Genomic DNA, 18,901 nt, shown 5'->3' with positions numbered 1-18,901 from the left:
CATCCGCAGCGACGGCGGCAACGTGACCGAACACCCCCCATCCCGGTTCACCCGCAAGGGTTTCGCTACGCGTGCGCGGATCATCGACGCCGCCGCCCGGCTCATGTTCGAGCGTGGGGTCGCCAATACCAGCATCGACCAGGTGCGTCGCGCCGCCGAAGTCGGCGGATCCCAGATCTCGCACTACTTCCGCGACAAGCGCGACCTGACCCGCCACGTCGTCGACGTGCGCCGAAATGGCGTACGCGCCTTCCATACCCAACAGAAGTTCGCCTCGCTCGACAGCCTCGAAGCGCTGCAGGTGTGGGCCGACGCGTGCGTATCCGACATCGATCCCGTGTACCGGGTCGGAGGTTGCGTCTATGGGTCCTTGGCCGGCGAGCTGATCGAGGCCGACGACGAAATCCGCGACGACCTGGCCACGGGATACGACCAATGGATCGAACTGTTCCGCAGCGGCCTCGAGGCGATGCGCGATCGTGGCGACCTACGCCCCGAGGCCGACCCGCGCCACCTGGCGGTTTCACTGGTTGCCGCGCATCAGGGCGGCGCCCTGCTCACGCACGCGACCGGCGATCCGCAGCCGCTGCGCGCCGCCGTCAATGCCGCCGTCGACTATGTGCGTTCGTTCGGGGCTTCGCCCGGCGGGGGCGGGCCCGGCCCGTCTCCCGATCGGCGCAACTCCTGACGGTTGGTCTCCCCCTGGACATGGCGGAAGCGTTCGAACATAATAATGGGTCAGTTGGCCCATTATTATGGGGCAGCCACCCGGCGTCCTCGCGCTGCCGACGACTTTGAAAGAGGCAGTCCATGTCCGTCACGGATTCACCTCAGCGGCCGACGGCACCGGCGGTCGTACGTGAGCGGGCAGCCGTGGAAACCATGCGGGCGATCATCCTGAAAGGATTCGGCGGGCTCGACAACCTGGTTTACGAGGAACTCCCCAAGCCGCTGCCGAAACACGGCGAAGTGGTCATCGAGGTGAAGGGCTTCGGGATCAACCACGCCGAGCTGCACATGCGTCGGGGTGAATGGGCCGAGGCCGCGGAAGTGAGCGGCATCGAATGCGTCGGCATCGTCGACTCGTGTCCCGGTGCTGAGTTCCCGGTAGGCGCCAAGGTGGCCGCGCTCATGGGTGGCCTCGGCCGAACCATCAATGGGAGCTATGCGCAATACACGCGGGTGCGCACCGCAAACGTTGCCCTCATCGAGTCCGAGCTGCCGTGGGCGGCGTTGGCGGCATTGCCCGAAACCTACGCGGTGGCCTGGACATGCCTCTTCCGCAATCTGGAACTCAGCGCCGGGCAGACCCTGGTGCTACGCGGCGCCACATCCTCCCTCGGCCAAGCCGCGCTCAAGATGGCGGTCGCCGCCGGCGCCCGAGTCATCGCAACGGCGCGCAGCGCGGGGCGCTTCGAGATGCTCGAAAAACTGGGCGCCTCGCGTACCGAGCTGGAACGGCGCGACCTGGCAGGCCACCTGACCGAGAGCGGCCGGATAGACGCCGTCCTCGATCTCGTCGGCAACAGCACCATCCTCGACTCCTTGGACATGCTGCGCCGCGGCGGCACGGCCTGCCTGGCCGGGTGGCTGGGCGGACTGGAACCCATCGGGGATTTCAACCCGCTGCTGCGCATGGCATCGGGGGTGAACTGGAACTTCTTCGGCAGCTTCGTGTTTGGCTCGCCAGGATTTCCGCTGTCCGACGTACCGCTGGGGGATATCGCCCGGCAGGTGGCCGACGGCACACTGGACGCGAAACCGTCTCGGGTCTTTTCTTTCGACCAGATTCATGAGGCGCACCGGGTGATGGAGGCCGGAGAGGCCGGCGGCAAGATGGTCGTCGTGATGGAGTGACACGTGTCATTGAAACACCTTGGCGTGTAAGAGATTCGGGAAAGGCAGGTGTCCACATGGGACTGGCATGGCAGCAGGGCCCGCTGGCGGCCGGGTCCATCGGACACTTCCTCACCGAACAGCCGATGCCCTCGCGGCTGCTCTTCGCCGAGCCGTTGCGCCGCCGGATGCGGGTGCTGTTCGCCGAACGGTGGATCGCCGACAGCGAGGCCGTGCTGCTGTTACACGAGCCGGGCCGCTACCCGGTCGCCTACTTTCCCTCAGGTGATATAGAAGCGGGGGCGTTGACCGCCGAAGATCGGGTGACGCAGCACCGCGACTTCGGCGACACCCGGTGGTTCACGGTCAGGGCGTCCGATCGCGAGGCCGCCCACAGCGCCTGGGAACATACCGGCCTGCCCGCGCATGCGACGGCCCTGCAGGGCAGGGTAGCTTTTGCCTGGCGGGCCATGGACGCCTTCTATGAAGAAGAAGAACGTATCGTCGGCCATGCGGCGGACGCCTATCACCGCATCGACATCCGTTCCACGACACGGCATCTGGTTGTACGCGACGGCGACCGCGTGATCGCCGATACACATCGGCCTCTGGCCCTGTATGAATCCGGCTTCGCGCCCAGATGGTACGTGGTGCGCGAAGACATCGACGAGTCCGCCCTCAAACCCGTTGATATCCAGACCTTTTGCCCATACAAAGGAATATGCTCGTACTACGACATCGGCGCGCACCAGCATGCTGCGTGGTCTTACGTCGATGCTTGGACCGAAGTGTCACGCGTCCGCAACCTGGTGTCCTTCGAACCGGACAAAATCGATGTGCACATCGACGGCAGGCAGCTTCGGCTGGAACCCGGCCAAACGGTCATCCCTCACGGTGTCGACCGCGGACTGGACACCGATGAGGTCTTGGGGAAGAAACCGGCAAGGGGCACGTCATGAGGATGTCGATCGAAGTCGTTATCCTGCCCGTCGCCGATCCCGATCGGTCGCTAAGCTACTACCGCGACCAGCTCGGTTTCGCCCTCGATGTCGATTACGCGCCCACACCCGGGTTCCGGGTCATCCAGTTGACACCCGAGGGATCTGGCGCCTCAATCCAATTCGGAGTCGGGTTGACCGACGCGGCGCCCGGCTCGGTGCAGGGTCTCTACCTTGTGGTCTCGGACATCGAAGCCTGCCGTGCTGAGTTGACCAGTCGCGGCGTGACCGTGAGCGAGATCCGCCACAAGGACACCAGCGGCGGCTGGCGCGGCGGGTTCCTCCCGGGTACCGATCCCGATCGCGGTAACTATGCGAGCTTTGCCGACTTTCGCGATCCCGACGGCAATGCCTGGGTGTTGCAGGAGCGGAATCATCAACCGGCTTGACAATGGCTCCGGCGCGCTGCGCCGGATCGGGAGGTAGCGGTGGCGGCGCGAGAAACCACTCCAGAACGGGTGCGGGCGTTTTCTGATGGAGTGTTCGCCGTCATCATCACCATCTTGGTGTTGGAACTGCGGCCGCCGAGCGCCCACGGATTCAGCGCTTTGCTTCCGTTATGGCCCACCGGGCTGAGCTACGTGGTCAGCTATCTGTTCATCGCGATCGTTTGGGTCAACCATCACCACCTGTTCAACTACGCGCAGGCCGCGACGTCGCGGTTGGTGTGGTCGAACTTCGCACACCTGTTCTCGGTGTCGCTGATCCCGTTCACCACCGAATGGATCGCCGACAGCAGGCTGGCGGCCGCCCCGGTGGCTTTGTACGCGGCGGTCTTCGTCCTGGTCAACGTCACCTACCTGGCGCTGTGCTGGGAGGCGGTCGATCGTCCTGCCCAAGAGGACGTTTCATCGCGGATGCGAAAGATGCTGCAGATGAGATCGTTCATCACGCTTGGCGTGTTCGTGACGGCAGCGCTCGTCGCGCTGAGGTGGCCCGCGGTGGGCATGGCGTTGGTCGTGTTGTGTCTCGTCGGATATCTACGTCCAGACATTCCGCAACGGAAGAAGGCCGAGCCCTGAACATGCCGACACCGTCCGTCCTGGTTTTCGACGTCAATGAGACGCTGATCGACATCGAGTCCCTCGCACCGCTTTTCGCAGATCTGTTCGGCGATGAGCGGATGCTGCGTGAGTGGTTCGCCCAGCTGATCATGTACTCGATGGCCATCACGCTGGCCGACAAATACGTGCCGTTCCCCGTGCTCGCTCAGGGGGTGCTGCGGATGTTGGGAGATGTCCACCAAGTGGAAGTCACCGATGACCGCCTCGATCGCCTCAAGACGGGGCTACTCACCATGCCGGCGCACCCCGATGCCGCCGAGGGTCTTGCCGCGCTGCGTGACAACGGTTTTCGGCTGGTGACCCTGACGAATTCACCACCTAACCCGGACGGCCCGACGGCGCTGCAGAATTCGGGGCTGTCCGGCTATTTCGAACGCCGACTCAGCGTCGATGCCCGCCGTGCCTTCAAACCATCGCCCGCCGTGTATCGGTACGTGTGCGAGGAGCTCCAGGTGACACCCGGTGACTGCATGATGGTGGCCGCGCACGTGTGGGACACCCTCGGCGCCCAGAGCGTCGGGTTCACCGGGGCGCTGATCACCCGGCACGGTAACGCACCGTTACCGGTGAGCGGCCTGCCGCAGCCGAACATCGTCGCCGGCGACCTCCGTGAGCTGGCCGAGCGCCTAACCCGAACCGAAGGGACCGCCGACAGTGGCAATAGCTAGCGAACGAGACTTCGACGTCGTCGTTCTCGGCGCCGGCCCGATCGGGCAAAACGCCGCCGAACGCGCCCGCGCCGCGGGCCTGCGCGTCGGCATGGTCGAGCGCGAGCTCGTCGGGGGCGAGTGCTCCTACTGGGCGTGCGTGCCCAGTAAAGCGCTGCTGCGTCCCGTCATTGCCGTCGCCGATGCGCGACGCATCGACGGTGCTCGGGAAGCGATCACCGGCACCATCAGCGCCGAGGGGGTCTTCGGCCGCCGCAACCGGTATGTCACCGACTGGGATGACAGCGGCCAGGCGGACTGGGTGAGCGGAATCGGCGCGACGTTGGTACGTGGTCACGGAAGGTTGGACGGCCCCCGCAGAGTCGTCGTCACCACCGGCGACGACGAGCGTGTCGCGCTGACCGCGCGGCATGCGGTGGTCGTATGCACCGGAAGCCGTCCCGCCCTGCCCGATCTGCCCGGAATGACCGAGACCAAGCCGTGGACCAACCGGCGCGCCACCGACAGCAGCGAGGTCCCGCAGCGGCTGGCCGTCGTGGGCGCCGGCGGTGTCGGCGTCGAAATGGCCACGGCCTGGCAAGGATTGGGATCCCAAGTGACCCTCCTGTCCCGGGGGTCGGGGCTGTTGCCGCGCATGGAACCCTTCGTGGGCGAGCTGATCGGCCGCGGGCTCATCGACGCCGGCGTCGATGTGCGGGTGGGCGTGTCGGTGCGCGCGCTGCGGCGCCTGGACGACACCAGCGTGGTCCTCGAACTGGACGATGGCAGCGAGCTGACGGTGAATGAGGTGCTGTTCGCCACCGGCCGGGCGCCGCTGACCGACGATATCGGCTTGGAGACAGTGGGATTGGAGCCCGGCAGCTGGCTCGAGGTGGACGACACCTGCCTGGTCCGCGGCGCCGTCGAGGACGGCTGGCTCTACGCCGCCGGCGACGTCAACCACCGCGCCCTGCTCACGCACCAAGGCAAATATCAGGGCCGGATCGCCGGTGCGGCCATCGGCGCACGCGCAGCCGGGAAACCGTTGGACACCAACCCATGGGGGGCACACGCGACCACCGCCGACCACTACGCGGTGCCGCAAGCCTTCTTCACCGACCCCGAGGCCGCCGCCGTCGGGCTGACAGCTCAGCAAGCCAAGGACGCCCGATACCGTGTCCGGGTCGCCGACATCGAGATCGGGGACGTGGTGATGGGAGCGAAGCTCTACGCCGACGGCTATACCGGCCGCGCCCGGATGGTCGTCGACCAAGAGAGCGGGCGACTCCTCGGCGTCACGATGGTCGGTCCGGGCGTGACCGAGTTGTTGCACTCGGCCACCATCGCCGTCGCCGGCCACGTTACCGTCGACCGCCTGTGGCACGCCGTGCCGTGCTTCCCGACCATCAGCGAGCTGTGGCTGAGGCTGCTCGAAGCGTATCGCGATGGATCGGACCATAATTGACCCATGGCCAGCTCCGACGGATTCCATCCCGACTTCGAGGACACGGCAACGCCGGTCGCCCGCAACCGGGTGCGCCACATCAAGGCGTCGGAGATCAGTCCGGACACCGCGCAGTCGGAGGGCCTGCGGCGCTTCGCCGCGCTGTCCGGCGGGTCGGTCGGTGCGGAGAAGCTCTGGATGGGTGAGACCCACGCGTCGCCGAAATCCGCGTCGGACAACCATCACCACGGTGACTCGGAGACCGCAATCTATGTACGAAGCGGCAACCCGGAGTTCGTCTTTCATGACGGCACCCAAGAGGTCCGCATCGCCACCGAACCCGGCGACTACGTCTTCATTCCGCCGTATCTGCCGCACCGGGAAGAAAACCCCGACCCCGACACCACGGCAGAGGTCGTGATTGCCCGCAGCACCCAGGAAGCGATCGTGATCAAGCTGCCCGCGCTGTATCCGCTGGAAGGCCCCCCGTAGGCGGTCGGCTGGTCGCTCAGCGAATTCTCACCAGATTCTTCGGTGCCACATCGCTTGGCTCCAAGCATCCGCAAAGTCATCGACGACACCATAGGTCTATGGCGAACGAGCAGATGTGCGCGAACCTTGTCGAACGTTATCTGCGCACCCGCGGGCGGCGGTATTTCCGCGGGCATCACGATGGCGAATACTTTTTCGTCACCGGCGCTCCGCGACGGTTGCACGTTCATTTCGAAGTCTCACCCGCACACGACGACGTGCTGATCATTCGGGTCACTCCCGGCTGCTACTTCCCGGCCGCCGACCGTCCCTGGCTGACGCACTTCGCCGACAAGTGGAACCGCCAGGATCGCCACGTCACGGCGATCGTGCACGGCTCGTCCGATCCACAGCGCATCGGCGTGGTGGCCCGCAAGTCGCAATGGATCCGAAGCGCAGTCTCCTTCGCCGACTTCGCGTCGTTCGTCGACCTGGCGATCGCGGATGCCACCGAGCTGTTCGAGGAGCTGGACCCCGCCATAGACGTGGCAGGCGTGGCGTCCGCGGACGGGCCGCTGCTGCCTCACGCCGTCTGAGGCGCTAAGTACCGCTCGCGTCGGGGCGCGGCTCACCCAGCTCGGCCCGGATGGCGCCCCACGGGTCGGCGTAAGGTCCCGGCGTATCCCGATAGGCCGCACGGCTTTTGAGGAAGCGCCGCGCCAGCGGCGAGATCAACCGCATCGGGTAGCGCCGCCACCCCGCGGTGACGCGCATCTCGTCGAGCATGTCCGGCCACGAGTGGTGCTGGAATCGCAGGACTTGTTGGGCGCGAGCGGTATCCATCCAGTCGGTGACGAACCAGTCCTCGTCGCTGTCGGGATCACCCGGGCGTCCCCCGGGCAGGACGTCGACGAGCCCCCGGGCGGCAGCCAGCGCCTTGCCGACCTCGCCCTGCCGAATCCGGTGCGACTGGTCGCCGGCGATCAGCAGGGTCTCACCGGCGACGTCGGCGGTGGTCGCCGCGGCGAACGCGCAGGCGACATCGCGCACGTCGACGGTGTGGATGCGGCCGTCGGTCGGCAGGGCGCTTTCGAAGAACAATGCATCAACGCTGAACGGCATGGCGTCCGGTTCGACGCTGATCACCCCGCCCAGCCGCAAGATGACCCACTCGAGGTCCGAGGCTCGGATGTGGTCTTCGGCCTCGGCTTTGTGCGCGCCGTAGAGATCGGCCGGGTTCATCGGGGAATCGGCGCGCAACACCTCGGCGCTGCGGTGCGGGTTGCGCGCGCCGTACACGGCATTGCTCGACGCCTGAACGAACCGCACCGGATGCGGCCGGTCCTGCGCGGCGCGCAGCAGCGTGCGGGTCGCGTCGACGTTGACGCGGCGCCCGACGGCGGGGCTGCGATAGATCCCCGGCGGGATCACCGCGGCCAGGTGGACGATGGCCGTCGGTGAGGTCGCGGCGAGCAGGCCGTCGACGTCGCCCGGGTCGGTCAGATCGGCCCAGTGCGCCTCGGCGCCGGCCGGCAGCGTCCTCGCGGCTTTGCGCTGGGCGGGGGTGCCCAGGTCCGTCGCGACCACCCGGTGTCCGTCGGCGACCAGCCGGCGCACGGTTTGTGAGCCGACGAGCCCGAATCCCCCGGTGACAAGAACCTTCTCGGACATGACCCCCCGCTGTGCGTTTGCCCCCAGCAAACGAATATGGCATTCTCTTAAATGGAGAGTACCATATGTCACCCACGGTCTGAGGTTTGAGACCGGCGTCACACCGGCAACCAATAGCAAATGGCACGATCACGACAGCGGGGAGCCATGAAGGGCAGCGGCGTGGACGCGGCGGACAATCACGAGACCGCCAAATGGGATCCGGCCTTCACCGAACAGGTCGCCAACGCGCTCGGGCCGGCCATCAAACGGTACTACCGGGCCGAGGTGCGAAACATCGACAACGTCCCGTCGTCGGGTGGAGCGCTGGTGGTCTCCAACCACTCCGGCGGCATGCTGACACCGGACGTGTTGATCTTCTCCCCGGCCTTCTACGAGAGGTTCGGCTACGACCGCCCCGTCTACACGCTGGGTCACTACGGGCTGTTCATGGGGCCGTTGGACGGCTGGCTGCGCCGCCTCGGGGTGATCGAGGCCAGCCGCGAAAACGCCGCCGCCGCTTTGCATTCCGGCGCGGTGGTGCTGGTGTTTCCCGGCGGCGACTACGACTCGTACCGGCCGACCTTCAGCGCCAACACCGTCGACTTCAACGGCCGCACCGGCTACGTGCGGACCGCGATCGAAGCCGGCGTGCCGATCGTGCCGACCGTGTCGATCGGCGCCCAGGAGACTCAGCTGTTCTTGACCCGGGGCAACTGGCTCGCCCGCAAGCTGGGGTTAACCAAGGCCCGGATGGACATCCTGCCGATCAGCGTCGGGTTCCCGTTCGGGCTGAGCATGATCTTCCCGCCCAACCTGCCGCTGCCGGCAAAGATCGTCACCGAGGTGCTCGAGCCGATCGACGTCACCGCGCGCTTCGGCGACGATCCCGACGTCGACGAGGTCGACGCCCACGTCCGCGCCGTCATGGAGGCCGCACTGCAGCGGTTGGCCGCGCAGCGCCGGTTTCCGATCCTGGGCTGACGATGCGGCCAATCCGAGCCGACGGCCGGCACCCTGCGGCATAGTGGTTGACCTGGGCGCGTCGGCAGGGCGAGGTGACGTGTGAAAAGACTCAACGGCATGGACGCCATGCTGCTCTACAGCGAGACGCCCAACCTGCACACGCACACGCTCAAGGTGGCGGTCATCGACCCCGCCGACTGTGCCGACGAGTTCGATTTCGACGCTTTTCGCCATCACCTGCGCCGGCGGCTTCATCTGCTGGAACCGTTGCGCTACAAGCTCGTTGACATCCCGTGGCACCTGCATCATCCGATGTGGCAGGAGAATTGCGAGGTCGACCTGGACTACCACCTCCGTCGCGTCCGGGTGCCCGCGCCGGGCGGGCGCCGCGAACTCGACCGGGTCATCGGCGAGGTGGCGTCCACTCCCCTGGACCGCAGCCGGCCGCTGTGGGAGTTTCATTTCGCCGAGGGACTCGCCGACGGTCGGTTCGCCTTGATCGGCAAGGTGCACCACGCGTTGGCGGACGGCGTCGCCTCGGTCAACCTGTTGGCGCGCGCCATGGATCTGCGCGACGGGCGGACCGACGAGCGCGACAACGACGAAGCCGGCGTCACGGCTTCTGACGCCGAACTGCTGCGCGCGGCCGCGCGCGACCACGTCCGGCAGCTCGCGCAACTGCCACGGCTGCTCAAAGACGCGGCCGTCGGGCTGGCGCGGGTGCGGCGTCGTTCCCGGGAGCGCGGAGAACACCCCGACCTGGCCGAGGCTTTCGACGCGCCACCGACGTTCCTCAACCATGTCGTCTCACCCCGGCGGTGGTTCGCCAGCACGTCGTTACCGCTGCCGCAGGCCAAGGCGACGGCAAAAGCGTTGGGCGTCACCATGACCGATCTGGTGCTGGCGACGGCGGCGGGCGGGTTGAGGACACTCTTGCTGGCGTATGACGGCGCGGCCGAGCGCCCGATCATCGCGTCGGTGCCGACGGCCACCGACAAATCGGACAGGATCACCGGCAACGAGATCAGCGGGCTGATGATTTCGCTGCCGGTGCATGTCGACAACCCGATCGAACGGGCCCGGTTGATCTCGGTGGCCACCCGGATCGCCAAGGAAGATCACGAGATCCTCGGTCCGCAGCTTTACGGGAAGATGATGGCCTACCTGCCGACCGCGTTCGCCCCGGCCGCATTTCGGTGGCTGGGCCTGCGCGACATGCCCAACAAGCTGATGAACGTCGCCGTATCCAGCGTGGTCGGACCGCGCGAACGCGGCCACTTCGGCGGCGCGGCCGTCAGCGAGATCTATTCCACCGGCGTGCTGTCTCCCGGCGCCCCGGTCAACATCACCGTGTGGAGCTACGTCGACCGGCTCGGCGTCGCCGTGCTCACCGACGACCAGACGTTCGACGACCCGCATGAAGCGACGGACGCCATCAGCGCCGCCTTCGACGAATTACGCGCCGCCGCAGGCGTTTCCGATCAGCCGGCCAGCACCCCGTCCAGCACCGAATAGAACAGGCCCAGGCCGTCGTCGGAGGGCCCGGTCAGCGCCTCGATGGCATGCTCGGGATGCGGCATCAGCCCCACCACGCGGCCGTCGGCGGAGCTGACGCCGGCGATATCGTGTTGGGAACCGTTGGCGTTCTCGTGATAGCGGAACACCACCCGACCCTCGCCCTCGAGCTCCTCGAGCACCTCGGTGGGTGCCACGTAGCGGCCCTCACCGGACTTCAGCGGCACCAGCAGATCGGCCTCCGGTTCGAAACGCGACGTCCACGCCGTCGACGTCGACGCCACCCGCAGCCACACGTCGCGGCAGATGAAGTGCAAACCCACGTTGCGGGTCAGGGCGCCGGGCAGCAGGCCGGCCTCGCAGAGCACCTGAAAACCGTTGCAGATGCCCAAGACCGGCATGCCGCGCCGCGCGGCGTCCACCACTTCGGTCATCACCGGGGCGAACCTGGCGATCGCACCGGCCCGCAGGTAGTCGCCGTAGGAGAAGCCGCCGGGCACCACCACGGCGTCGACGCTTTTCAGGTCGGCGTCGGCGTGCCACAGGTTGACCGGTTCCGCACCGACACGCCGCGCCGCCCGGGCGGCGTCCACGTCGTCGAGCGTGCCGGGAAACGTGATGATCCCGATCCGTGCCGTCACGGCGTCTCCCGGCTGATCGTCCAGTCCTCGATCACGGTGTTCGCCAACAGCGATTCCGCGATCTCGGCCAGTGCCGAGTCGTCCACGCTGTCGTCCACTTCGAGCTCAAACCTCTTGCCCTGCCGCACATCCGATATCCCCGGGTGGCCGAGGCGGCCCAGCGCGCCGACAATCGCCTGACCCTGCGGGTCCAGAATCTCCGCTTTGGGCATCACGCTCACGATCACCCGGGCCACCGGCGCTCCTCCTCAGTTGGGGTTTTCGCCGCCAACTCTACCGGCGAAACCGCAGCTCGCTGTCACGGGCACGAGGCGATGTAGGCCTCACACAGCGGCGCGCTCATGGCGCCCAGCACCGGGTCGTCGGCCATCACCGGCCACGGCGACTGCGGCGGCGCCGAGGACCAGAGGGTGACCTCGCTGATCGTGCTGCTGGCCGGGTGCGCGAAAAGGTACGTGTGCATCACCACCGGGCCGCTGATCACGGCGGCCATGCGGTTGGTTTCGTCGCTGGTCAGCGACGGCGATTGCAGCGGCGCGCGCTGCTGGCAACTCCGCAGCGCGGCGACGGCGTTGTTGAACGCCCCCGTCGCGATCTCGCCACCGCGGGCCGTGTCGCCGCGCCAGTGCAGGACCTGGGCCTGCAACTGCCACTGGCCCTCCGGATGCTGGACCGTCGAGCGGGCCGAAACCGCCGAGTCGCGCGGGTCGCGGGGGGTCGCCGGCGTGGCGCACAGCTCCTCGAACCGGAAACGGGGGCCGGGCGCCGAGCCGGTCGTCTGGACGGCCTGACCGGCGAGCGCGGGCCAGTGGTACACCGCGTCCAGGGGCACCGCGTGCTGATCGATCCACGCGGTGTTCGGGATCCGGTCGCACATGCCGGGGCAAGTCTCGGGCTCGCCGTGCGCAGGGACGACGACGAACAGGGCAACCGCGAAGCTGCCGGCGACCAGCATCGTGGCCAGGATCACGCGCAGCGGCAGCTTGTCCATCAAGGCACAATCGTAGATATGCAACTGACGCATTTCGGTCATTCGTGCCTACTCGCCGAGTTCGACCAGACACGCGTGCTGTTTGATCCCGGTACCTTCGCCCATGGTTTCGAGGGAATCACGGGCTTAACCGCCATCTTGATCACTCATCAACACCCTGACCACGTCGATGGCAAACGGCTGCCGGCACTGCTCGAGAGTAACCCGGATGCCGCGCTGTATGCCGACCCGCAGACCACGGCGCAACTGGGCGAGCCCTGCCGCGAGGTACATGTCGGCGACGAGCTGCAGATCGGTGAGCTGACCGTGCGCGCCGTGGGCGGAAAGCATGCCGTCATCCACCCGGAAATCCCTGTGATCGAGAACATTTCGTTTCTGGTCGGCGACGCCGAGCATCGCGCCCGGTTGATGCATCCCGGCGACGCGCTGTTCGTGCCCGACGAGCCGGTGGACGTCTTGGCCACCCCGGCGGCCGCCCCGTGGATGAAGGTCTCCGAAGCGGTCGACTACCTGCGCGCGGTGGCGCCCGCGCGCGCTGTCCCCATACACCAGGGCATCATCGCCCCGGATGCGCGCGGCATCTACTACGGGCGGCTCACCGAGATGACCAGCACCGACTTCCAGGTGCTCCCCGAAGAGGACGCCGTCACCTTCTAGCGCGAGCAGACGCAAAGCCCCCGCACGCTCGGCGTGTCGGGGGCTTTTGCGTCTGCTCGGCCAACTAGGTGATGTCGTCGGCGGCGCCGCGGCCGGCGGCGCGGCCCGAGAAGATGCAGCCGCCCAGGAACGTGCCCTCCAGCGCGCGATAGCCATGCACGCCGCCCCCGCCGAACCCGGCCGCCTCGCCGGCAGCATAGAGCCCGGTCAGCGGCGTGCCGTCGGACGTCAACACCCGTGCGGCAAGGTCGGTTTCGATGCCGCCCAGCGTCTTTCGCGTCAAGATGTGCAACTTGACCGCGATCATGGGGCCGGCTTTCGGATCGGTCAACCGGTGCGGCACCACGACCCGGCCCAGCCGATCGCCCAGATAGCCGCGGGCGGCGCGGATCGCGGTGATCTGGCCGTCCTTGCTGAACCGGTTGGCCACCTCGCGGTCGCGGGCGGTGACCTCGGCCTCCACCGTGGCGTAGTCCAGCGGCTGCACATCGGGCAGCTTGTTCATCGCGGTCACCAGGTCGCGCAACGAATCCGCGCTGACGAAGTCCACGCCGCGATCGACGAACGCCTGCACCGGCCCCGGCGGCCCGGAGCGGGCACGGTTCCGCAGCAGCTCGCGCACGCTCTGTCCGGTCAGATCGGGATTCTGCTCCTGCCCGGAAAGCGCGAACTCCTTCTCAATGATCTTGGCGTTCAACACAAACCACGTGTAGTCGAACCCGGATTTGGTGATGTACTCCAGGGTGCCGAGGGTGTCGAAACCGGGATAGAGGGGAACCGGCAACCGCTTGCCGTTCGCGTCCAGCCACAGTGACGACGGACCTGGGATGATGCGAATCCCGTGCAGCGGCCAGATCGGGTCGTAGTTGGTGATGCCCTCGGTGTAGTGCCACATCCGGTCCGGGTTGATCACCCGTGCGCCGGCCTTTTGCGTGATGGCGATCATCCGGCCGTCGACGTGCGCGGGCACGCCGCTGAGCAATTGCTCGGGCACGCGGCCCATCCGCTTCGGCCAGTTCTTGCGCACCAACTCGTGGTTGGCGCCGATGCCACCACTCGTCACGATCACCGCAGACGCACGAAACTCGAACTCGCCGACCGCGTTTCGTGACGACGCGACTCCGCGCGGCGCGGGCGAGGACTCCAGCACGGTCCCCCGGACGCCCGTCACCGCGTCGCCCTCGACGATCAACTCGTCGACCTGATGCCGGTGCGCGAAGCGCACCGTGGAGCGGTGCCGCAATTGGCGGGCAAAGATCTCGACCAGCGCGGGCCCGGTACCCCAGGTGATGTGGAAGCGGGGCACCGAATTGCCGTGCCCCTGCGCGTCATACCCGCCGCGCTCGGCCCAGCCCACCAGCGGGAAAAGCTTGAGCCCCCGCGAACGCAGCCAGCTGCGCTTCTCCCCCGCTGCGAAATCGACGTAGGCATGGGCCCATTGGCGCGGCCAGTAGTCCTCGGGCCGGTCGAACGCCGCCGTACCGAGCCAGTCCTGCAGCGCAAGCTCGTGGCTGTCGCGGATTCCCAACCGGCGCTGCTCGGGGCTGTCGACGAAGAACAGACCGCCGAAGGACCAGAACGCCTGCCCGCCGAGGTTGGCGCTGTTCTCCTGGTCGAGGATCAGCACCCGCAAGCCGCGATCCACGAGTTCGCAGGCGGCGACCAGGCCGGACAGTCCGGCCCCGACGACGATGACATCAGCGCCGAACCCCGCACCCGAAGAATCGCTCATGTCGGTCCAGGGTAATGCCCCGGACAGCAGCTCAGGCAGGCGATTGGTCAGGCGGCGTCAAGCACGGCCTTGTCGTGACGCCAGCGGTACACCGTCGGTGTGCAGTCGTGCATCAACGCCAGGTCGACCGCGTCCAGCATCGCCTGCAGCGGCCCGGGTTTGCGGAGGTGCCGCGCGGCGACCGCCACCCGCACGATGCCGTCGCGCCGGGCGATCCGCTCGGCGGACAGCACGACCGTGCGACACCACCACGGCTCGGCGAGAACACCCTCGCCGATGCCGAGGACCCGTGCCCGCACGGTGGTGTGCCGCACCAGATCGGTGATCCCATGTAGATCGGCCAGCATGCGAAATCCGTTGCTCGGCAATGCTTTGACGACACCCGGCGAGACCACGCAGCTGGGCGCCGCGAACAGCCGGGTGCGCAACCCGAGGTGCTCGAGAACCCGGTCGGCGGCCATCAACCGCAGATTGGCCTCATGCGCCCGCAAGATCGCGAATTCACCGCGACGCTTCCTGGTGAGCGCATCGTCGTAGCCGTGCAACACGATCGCGTCGCCGCCGGCACGACGCGCGGTCAGCCAGTCAACGGTTTTCGGGTCGCTGTCGAGCCGGTAGTCCCCGGACAGGCGGGGAGCCACGAGCAGCGAAACCGGTACCTTGCGGGCGTCCATTTGTGCGCAGAACGCCTCCACGTCGGGCAGGGTGCGTTCACCGATCCCCGACACCGAGACGATCAATTTTCCAGACACACCAGCAGTTTGCCGACCGCACGTGTCGAAACGGTGAAGGACACGCAGACAGCAGGCGTATATGCGCTCACCCAAGCGAGATAACTGATTTGGGCGACCGGCATATCGGGGCGGTCCAGCAAACGGCCGCCGCCGCGGGGGGACACGATCTGTTCGATATGCTAAGCAACGCCATGGACGAGGCCTCCTACGCAGCGGCCAAAGGGCCGCTGCCCCAAGCCACCGCCGGGCAGTCGGACGCCGACGAACGGGAGTATCCCGACAAGTTGAACGCCGCGCTGTTGCGGATCTCCGGCGTGTGCATCTTGGCCACGGTGATGGCGATCCTGGATGTCACGGTGGTCAGCGTCGCGCAGCGCACGTTTATCGACCAGTTCGCGTCCTCTCAGGCGGTCGTGGCGTGGACGATGACCGGCTACACGCTCGCCCTGGCGACCGTGATCCCGATAACCGGCTGGGCCGCCGACCGGTTCGGCACCAAGCGGCTCTTCATGGGCTCCGTGCTGGCCTTCATGCTGGGCTCCCTGCTGTGCGCGATTGCCGCAAACATCCTGCAGCTCATCATCTTTCGGGTGGTGCAAGGTGTCGGCGGCGGCATGCTGTTGCCGTTGGGATTCATGATCTTGACCCGTGAGGCCGGCCCCGGGCGGCTCGGGCGTTTGATGTCGATCCTGAGCATCCCGATGCTGCTCGCCCCGATCGGTGGGCCGATCCTGGGCGGTTGGCTGATCGACACGTCGAGCTGGCGGTGGATCTTCCTGATCAACCTGCCGATCGGAGTGCTCACCGTTGTCCTCGCGGCGATCGTGTTCCCCCGGGATCGTCCGGCCCGGTCGGAAACGTTCGACGCCGTGGGCGTGCTGCTGCTCTCGCCCGGCCTGGCCATGTTCCTGTTCGCGGTGTCGTCCATCCCGGGCCGCGGCACCGTGGCCGACCGCCACGTGGTGATCCCGGCGACGATCGGGCTGGCACTGATCGCGGGGTTCGTCGCGCACGCCTGGCGTCACGTCGATCACCCGCTGATAGATCTGCGGTTGTTTCGCAATCCGGTGCTGACCCACGCCAACGTGACGATGCTGGTCTTCGCGACCGCCTTTTTCGGCGCCGGCCTGCTGCTTCCCAGCTACTTCCAGCAGGTGCTGCACCAGACGCCGATGCAGGCGGGCGTGCACCTGATCCCCCAGGGCCTCGGCGCCATGCTGACCATGCGGCTGACCGGGCCGCTGGTCGACCGGCAGGGGCCGGGCAAAATCGTGCTGGTCGGCATCGCGCTGATCACGGCCGGTCTGGGAGCGTTCGCGTTCGGGGTGGCCAGGCAGGCCCACTATCTACCTGTGCTGCTGGTGGCGCTGGCGGTCACGGGCCTGGGCATGGGCTGCACGATGATGCCGTTGTCCGTCGCGGCGGTGCAGGCGCTGGCCCCGCACCAGATCGCCCGGGGGACGACCTTGATGAGCGTCAGCCATCAGGTGGGCGGCTCGATGGGGACCGCGCTGATGTCGATGATCCTGACCAATCAGTTCAATCGGAGCCAAAATGTCGTCGCGGCAAATAAGGTTGCTGCCCTGCACCAGAGAGCGGCCGTCGACGGCGTGCCGGTGGACCAATCCGCAATACCCCAGCAGGCCCTCGTCCCGGGCTTTTGGGCGAATGTGGTGCACGATCTTTCCCACGCGTATACCGCGGTATTCGTGATTGCCGTCGTGCTGGTGGTTTTCACAGTCATTCCGGCGTCTTTTTTGCCGAAAAAGCCGGCAAGCGAAACTGCCGGCGAATAATACATTGCTCCTGCTCGACGACATCGCGCCGATTTATCGCTTTAACGGCCGTCCGCGCCGCTTCTGCGCGGCACGAATTACACGGATGGGAATAGCCGCGAATACGCGTAAAAACGCCTCAGCACGGCTAGCCGTATAGATATGCTCAGCGGCGCCATGGAGAACACCCGTTCCGCATCTTCCACCGTCCCGTTGCCCACCGCCCCGGGACCAACGCGGCATCCGGACGACTACCCGGACAAACTCGACGCAGCCCTGTTCCGGATCGCGGGTGTCTGCGGCCTGGCCTGCATCATGGCCGTCCTGGACAGCACCGTCGTCGCCGTCGCGCAGCGGACCTTCATCGAGCAGTTCGGCTCGACTCAGGCCATTGTCTCCTGGACCATCGCCGGCTACATGCTCGCGTTTGCGACCGTGATCCCGATCACCGGATGGGCGGCGGACCGGTTCGGCACCAAACGCCTGTTCATGGGGTCAGTCCTGATCTTCACGCTCGGGTCGCTGCTGTGCGCGGTCGCGCCAAACATTCTGCTGCTCATTCTGTTTCGGGTGGTGCAAGGGGTGGGCGGCGGCATGCTGTTGCCGCTCAGCTTTGTCATCTTGACGCGTGAGGCCGGACCCAAACGGGTCGGTCGCCTCATGGCGGTGGGCGGAATCCCGATCCTTCTCGGCCCCATCGGCGGGCCCATCCTCGGGGGCTGGCTGATCGGTGCCTACGGCTGGAAATGGATCTTCCTGATCAACGTGCCGATCGGACTGACCGCATTCGCGCTGGCGGCGGTCATGTTCGCTAAAGATCGCCCCGCCCCATCGGAGGCGCTCGACATCACCGGGGCGCTGCTGCTCTCCCCGGGCGTGGCGATCTTCCTGTGCGGGGTGTGCTCCATTCCGGGTCGGCACACGATCACCGACCCCTACGTGCTGGGGCCGGCACTGCTCGGCCTGGCATTGATCGCCGCGTTCATCGTGCATGCCTGGCATCGCACCGATCACCCGCTCATCGACCTGCGGCTTTTCCGCAACCCCGTGGTGACCCAGGTCAACGTGACGATGCTGGTGTTCGGGGCCGCCTCGGTCGGCGTCGGCCTGCTGGTCCCGAGTTACTTTCAGATCTTCAGCCACGAGACGCCGATGCAGTCCGGGCTGCACATGCTGCCGATCGGGATCGGTGCCGTGTTGACCATGCCGATCGGCGGGGCCTTCATGGACAAACACGGTCCCGGCAACATCGTGCTGATCGGTCTGCCCCTGATGGCGGCGGGTCTGGGCGTGTTCACCTACGGCGTCGCCACGCAGGCCGAGTACTCGCCGGTCTTGGTGTCCGGGCTCGCGATCATGGGCCTCGGTGCCGGCTTGACCACCACGCCACTGTCCGCGGCGCTCATGCAGTCGCTGACGCCGCGCCAGGTGGCCCGCGGGACGACCTTGATCACCGTGAATCAGCAGGTGGGCGGGTCGATCGGGGCCTCCCTCCTGGCGGTGATCCTGACCAATCAGTTCAACCGCAACGAGGCCCTGATGGCGGCGAACGAAATGGCCGGGGTGCGCCCGGGCGCCGGCAAGCGGGGCGTCGACCCCTCGGCCCTCCCGGGACAGACGATGACGCCCGATCTGGCCAGCCACGTGTCACACCACCTGGCGCACGCCTATACGACGGTATTCGTGCTGGCGGTCGTGTTGGTGGCGTTCACCATCATCCCGGCCTCGTTCCTGCCCCGGAAGCTGACGACCCCACCTGTCGAGGATTAGTCGCACGGGC

Annotated in this window: 20 protein-coding genes; 14 read left to right on the top strand and 6 right to left on the bottom strand. The window is 67.0% G+C overall.

Annotated elements, in window-relative coordinates:
- Positions 1-22: 22 nt before the first annotated feature.
- The 9 genes from G6N26_RS26215 to G6N26_RS20980 all read left to right on the top strand — a co-directional run bounded on the left by G6N26_RS26215 (position 23) and on the right by G6N26_RS20980 (position 7,056).
- Positions 23-688, top strand: a complete 666-nt coding sequence (locus tag G6N26_RS26215) for a TetR/AcrR family transcriptional regulator (protein ID WP_145011884.1) — start codon at positions 23-25, stop codon at positions 686-688.
- A gap of 122 nt (positions 689-810) precedes the next feature.
- On the top strand, positions 811-1,857 hold the full coding sequence (locus G6N26_RS21015; RefSeq protein ID WP_083014742.1) for a zinc-binding dehydrogenase: 1,047 nt from the start codon (positions 811-813) through the stop codon (positions 1,855-1,857).
- A gap of 56 nt (positions 1,858-1,913) precedes the next feature.
- The gene (locus G6N26_RS21010) at positions 1,914-2,795 is read left to right on the top strand and encodes a DUF427 domain-containing protein (protein WP_083014737.1); all 882 of its coding nucleotides are present in this window, start codon (positions 1,914-1,916) and stop codon (positions 2,793-2,795) included.
- A gap of 2 nt (positions 2,796-2,797) precedes the next feature.
- Positions 2,798-3,223, top strand: a complete 426-nt coding sequence (locus G6N26_RS21005) for a VOC family protein (protein ID WP_083014733.1) — start codon at positions 2,798-2,800, stop codon at positions 3,221-3,223.
- Positions 3,224-3,262: 39 nt separating this feature from the next.
- The gene (locus tag G6N26_RS21000) at positions 3,263-3,856 is read left to right on the top strand and encodes a TMEM175 family protein (protein WP_232067495.1); all 594 of its coding nucleotides are present in this window, start codon (positions 3,263-3,265) and stop codon (positions 3,854-3,856) included.
- A 2-nt stretch (positions 3,857-3,858) separates the two neighbouring features.
- Entirely contained in the window at positions 3,859-4,566 is a 708-nt protein-coding gene (locus G6N26_RS20995) for a haloacid dehalogenase type II (RefSeq protein WP_083014726.1), read from the top strand.
- Positions 4,553-6,010, top strand: a complete 1,458-nt coding sequence (locus tag G6N26_RS20990) for a dihydrolipoyl dehydrogenase family protein (protein ID WP_083014722.1) — start codon at positions 4,553-4,555, stop codon at positions 6,008-6,010. The genes G6N26_RS20995 and G6N26_RS20990 overlap by 14 nt, the downstream gene beginning before the upstream one ends.
- A 3-nt stretch (positions 6,011-6,013) precedes the next feature.
- The gene (locus G6N26_RS20985; protein WP_083014718.1) at positions 6,014-6,481 is read left to right on the top strand and encodes a cupin domain-containing protein; all 468 of its coding nucleotides are present in this window, start codon (positions 6,014-6,016) and stop codon (positions 6,479-6,481) included.
- 98 nt (positions 6,482-6,579) lie between these two features.
- On the top strand, positions 6,580-7,056 hold the full coding sequence (locus tag G6N26_RS20980; RefSeq protein WP_083014715.1) for a YbjN domain-containing protein: 477 nt from the start codon (positions 6,580-6,582) through the stop codon (positions 7,054-7,056).
- Between the two features lie 4 nt (positions 7,057-7,060).
- Here G6N26_RS20980 and G6N26_RS20975 read toward each other — a convergent pair whose 3' ends face one another.
- Positions 7,061-8,131 carry an NAD-dependent epimerase/dehydratase family protein gene (locus G6N26_RS20975; RefSeq protein ID WP_083014711.1) on the bottom strand — a complete coding sequence of 357 codons (1,071 nt, stop codon included), beginning with the start codon at positions 8,129-8,131 and terminating at the stop codon, positions 7,061-7,063.
- Between the two features lie 147 nt (positions 8,132-8,278).
- Here G6N26_RS20975 and G6N26_RS20970 point away from each other — a divergent pair, with 147 nt between their 5' ends.
- A complete protein-coding gene (locus tag G6N26_RS20970; protein ID WP_083014708.1) occupies positions 8,279-9,094 on the top strand; it encodes a lysophospholipid acyltransferase family protein in 816 nt (271 codons plus the stop codon).
- An 81-nt stretch (positions 9,095-9,175) separates the two neighbouring features.
- Positions 9,176-10,591: a wax ester/triacylglycerol synthase family O-acyltransferase gene (locus G6N26_RS20965; RefSeq protein WP_179960244.1), complete on the top strand. Its 1,416-nt coding sequence runs from the start codon at positions 9,176-9,178 to the stop codon at positions 10,589-10,591.
- Here G6N26_RS20965 and purQ read toward each other — a convergent pair.
- From purQ to G6N26_RS20950, 3 genes are all read right to left on the bottom strand, one after another.
- On the bottom strand, positions 10,558-11,232 hold the full coding sequence (gene purQ, locus G6N26_RS20960) for a phosphoribosylformylglycinamidine synthase subunit PurQ (RefSeq protein ID WP_083014701.1): 675 nt from the start codon (positions 11,230-11,232) through the stop codon (positions 10,558-10,560). The genes G6N26_RS20965 and purQ overlap by 34 nt on opposite strands.
- Positions 11,229-11,468: a phosphoribosylformylglycinamidine synthase subunit PurS gene (purS, locus tag G6N26_RS20955; protein ID WP_067174746.1), complete on the bottom strand. Its 240-nt coding sequence runs from the start codon at positions 11,466-11,468 to the stop codon at positions 11,229-11,231. The genes purQ and purS overlap by 4 nt, the downstream gene beginning before the upstream one ends.
- Positions 11,469-11,530: 62 nt before the next feature.
- Complete coding sequence (locus tag G6N26_RS20950) at positions 11,531-12,265, bottom strand: ATPase (protein ID WP_179960243.1); 735 nt, start codon at positions 12,263-12,265, stop codon at positions 11,531-11,533.
- Here G6N26_RS20950 and G6N26_RS20945 point away from each other — a divergent pair.
- Positions 12,242-12,880 carry an MBL fold metallo-hydrolase gene (locus tag G6N26_RS20945; protein WP_067174750.1) on the top strand — a complete coding sequence of 213 codons (639 nt, stop codon included), beginning with the start codon at positions 12,242-12,244 and terminating at the stop codon, positions 12,878-12,880. The genes G6N26_RS20950 and G6N26_RS20945 overlap by 24 nt on opposite strands.
- Before the next feature lie 64 nt (positions 12,881-12,944).
- On the opposite strand, the gene G6N26_RS20940 is transcribed toward G6N26_RS20945, so the two are convergent.
- Entirely contained in the window at positions 12,945-14,612 is a 1,668-nt protein-coding gene (locus G6N26_RS20940; protein WP_083014698.1) for an FAD-binding dehydrogenase, read from the bottom strand.
- A 47-nt stretch (positions 14,613-14,659) separates the two neighbouring features.
- Positions 14,660-15,364 carry a DUF2334 domain-containing protein gene (locus tag G6N26_RS20935; protein ID WP_067167029.1) on the bottom strand — a complete coding sequence of 235 codons (705 nt, stop codon included), beginning with the start codon at positions 15,362-15,364 and terminating at the stop codon, positions 14,660-14,662.
- Between the two features lie 158 nt (positions 15,365-15,522).
- On the opposite strand from G6N26_RS20935, the gene G6N26_RS20930 reads away from it, so the two are divergent.
- Together G6N26_RS20930 and G6N26_RS20925 are read left to right on the top strand one after the other, a co-directional pair.
- Positions 15,523-17,142: a DHA2 family efflux MFS transporter permease subunit gene (locus G6N26_RS20930; protein ID WP_232067494.1), complete on the top strand. Its 1,620-nt coding sequence runs from the start codon at positions 15,523-15,525 to the stop codon at positions 17,140-17,142.
- 141 nt (positions 17,143-17,283) lie between these two features.
- A complete protein-coding gene (locus G6N26_RS20925) occupies positions 17,284-18,891 on the top strand; it encodes a DHA2 family efflux MFS transporter permease subunit (RefSeq protein ID WP_083014693.1) in 1,608 nt (535 codons plus the stop codon).
- The last annotated feature ends 10 nt before the right edge of the window (positions 18,892-18,901 follow it).

This window comes from Mycobacterium marseillense (assembly GCF_010731675.1).
GTDB lineage: Bacteria > Actinomycetota > Actinomycetes > Mycobacteriales > Mycobacteriaceae > Mycobacterium > Mycobacterium marseillense.
The sequence above is the reverse complement of the archived record's forward strand: the minus strand, read 5'-3'. Positions and strand labels throughout refer to the sequence as shown.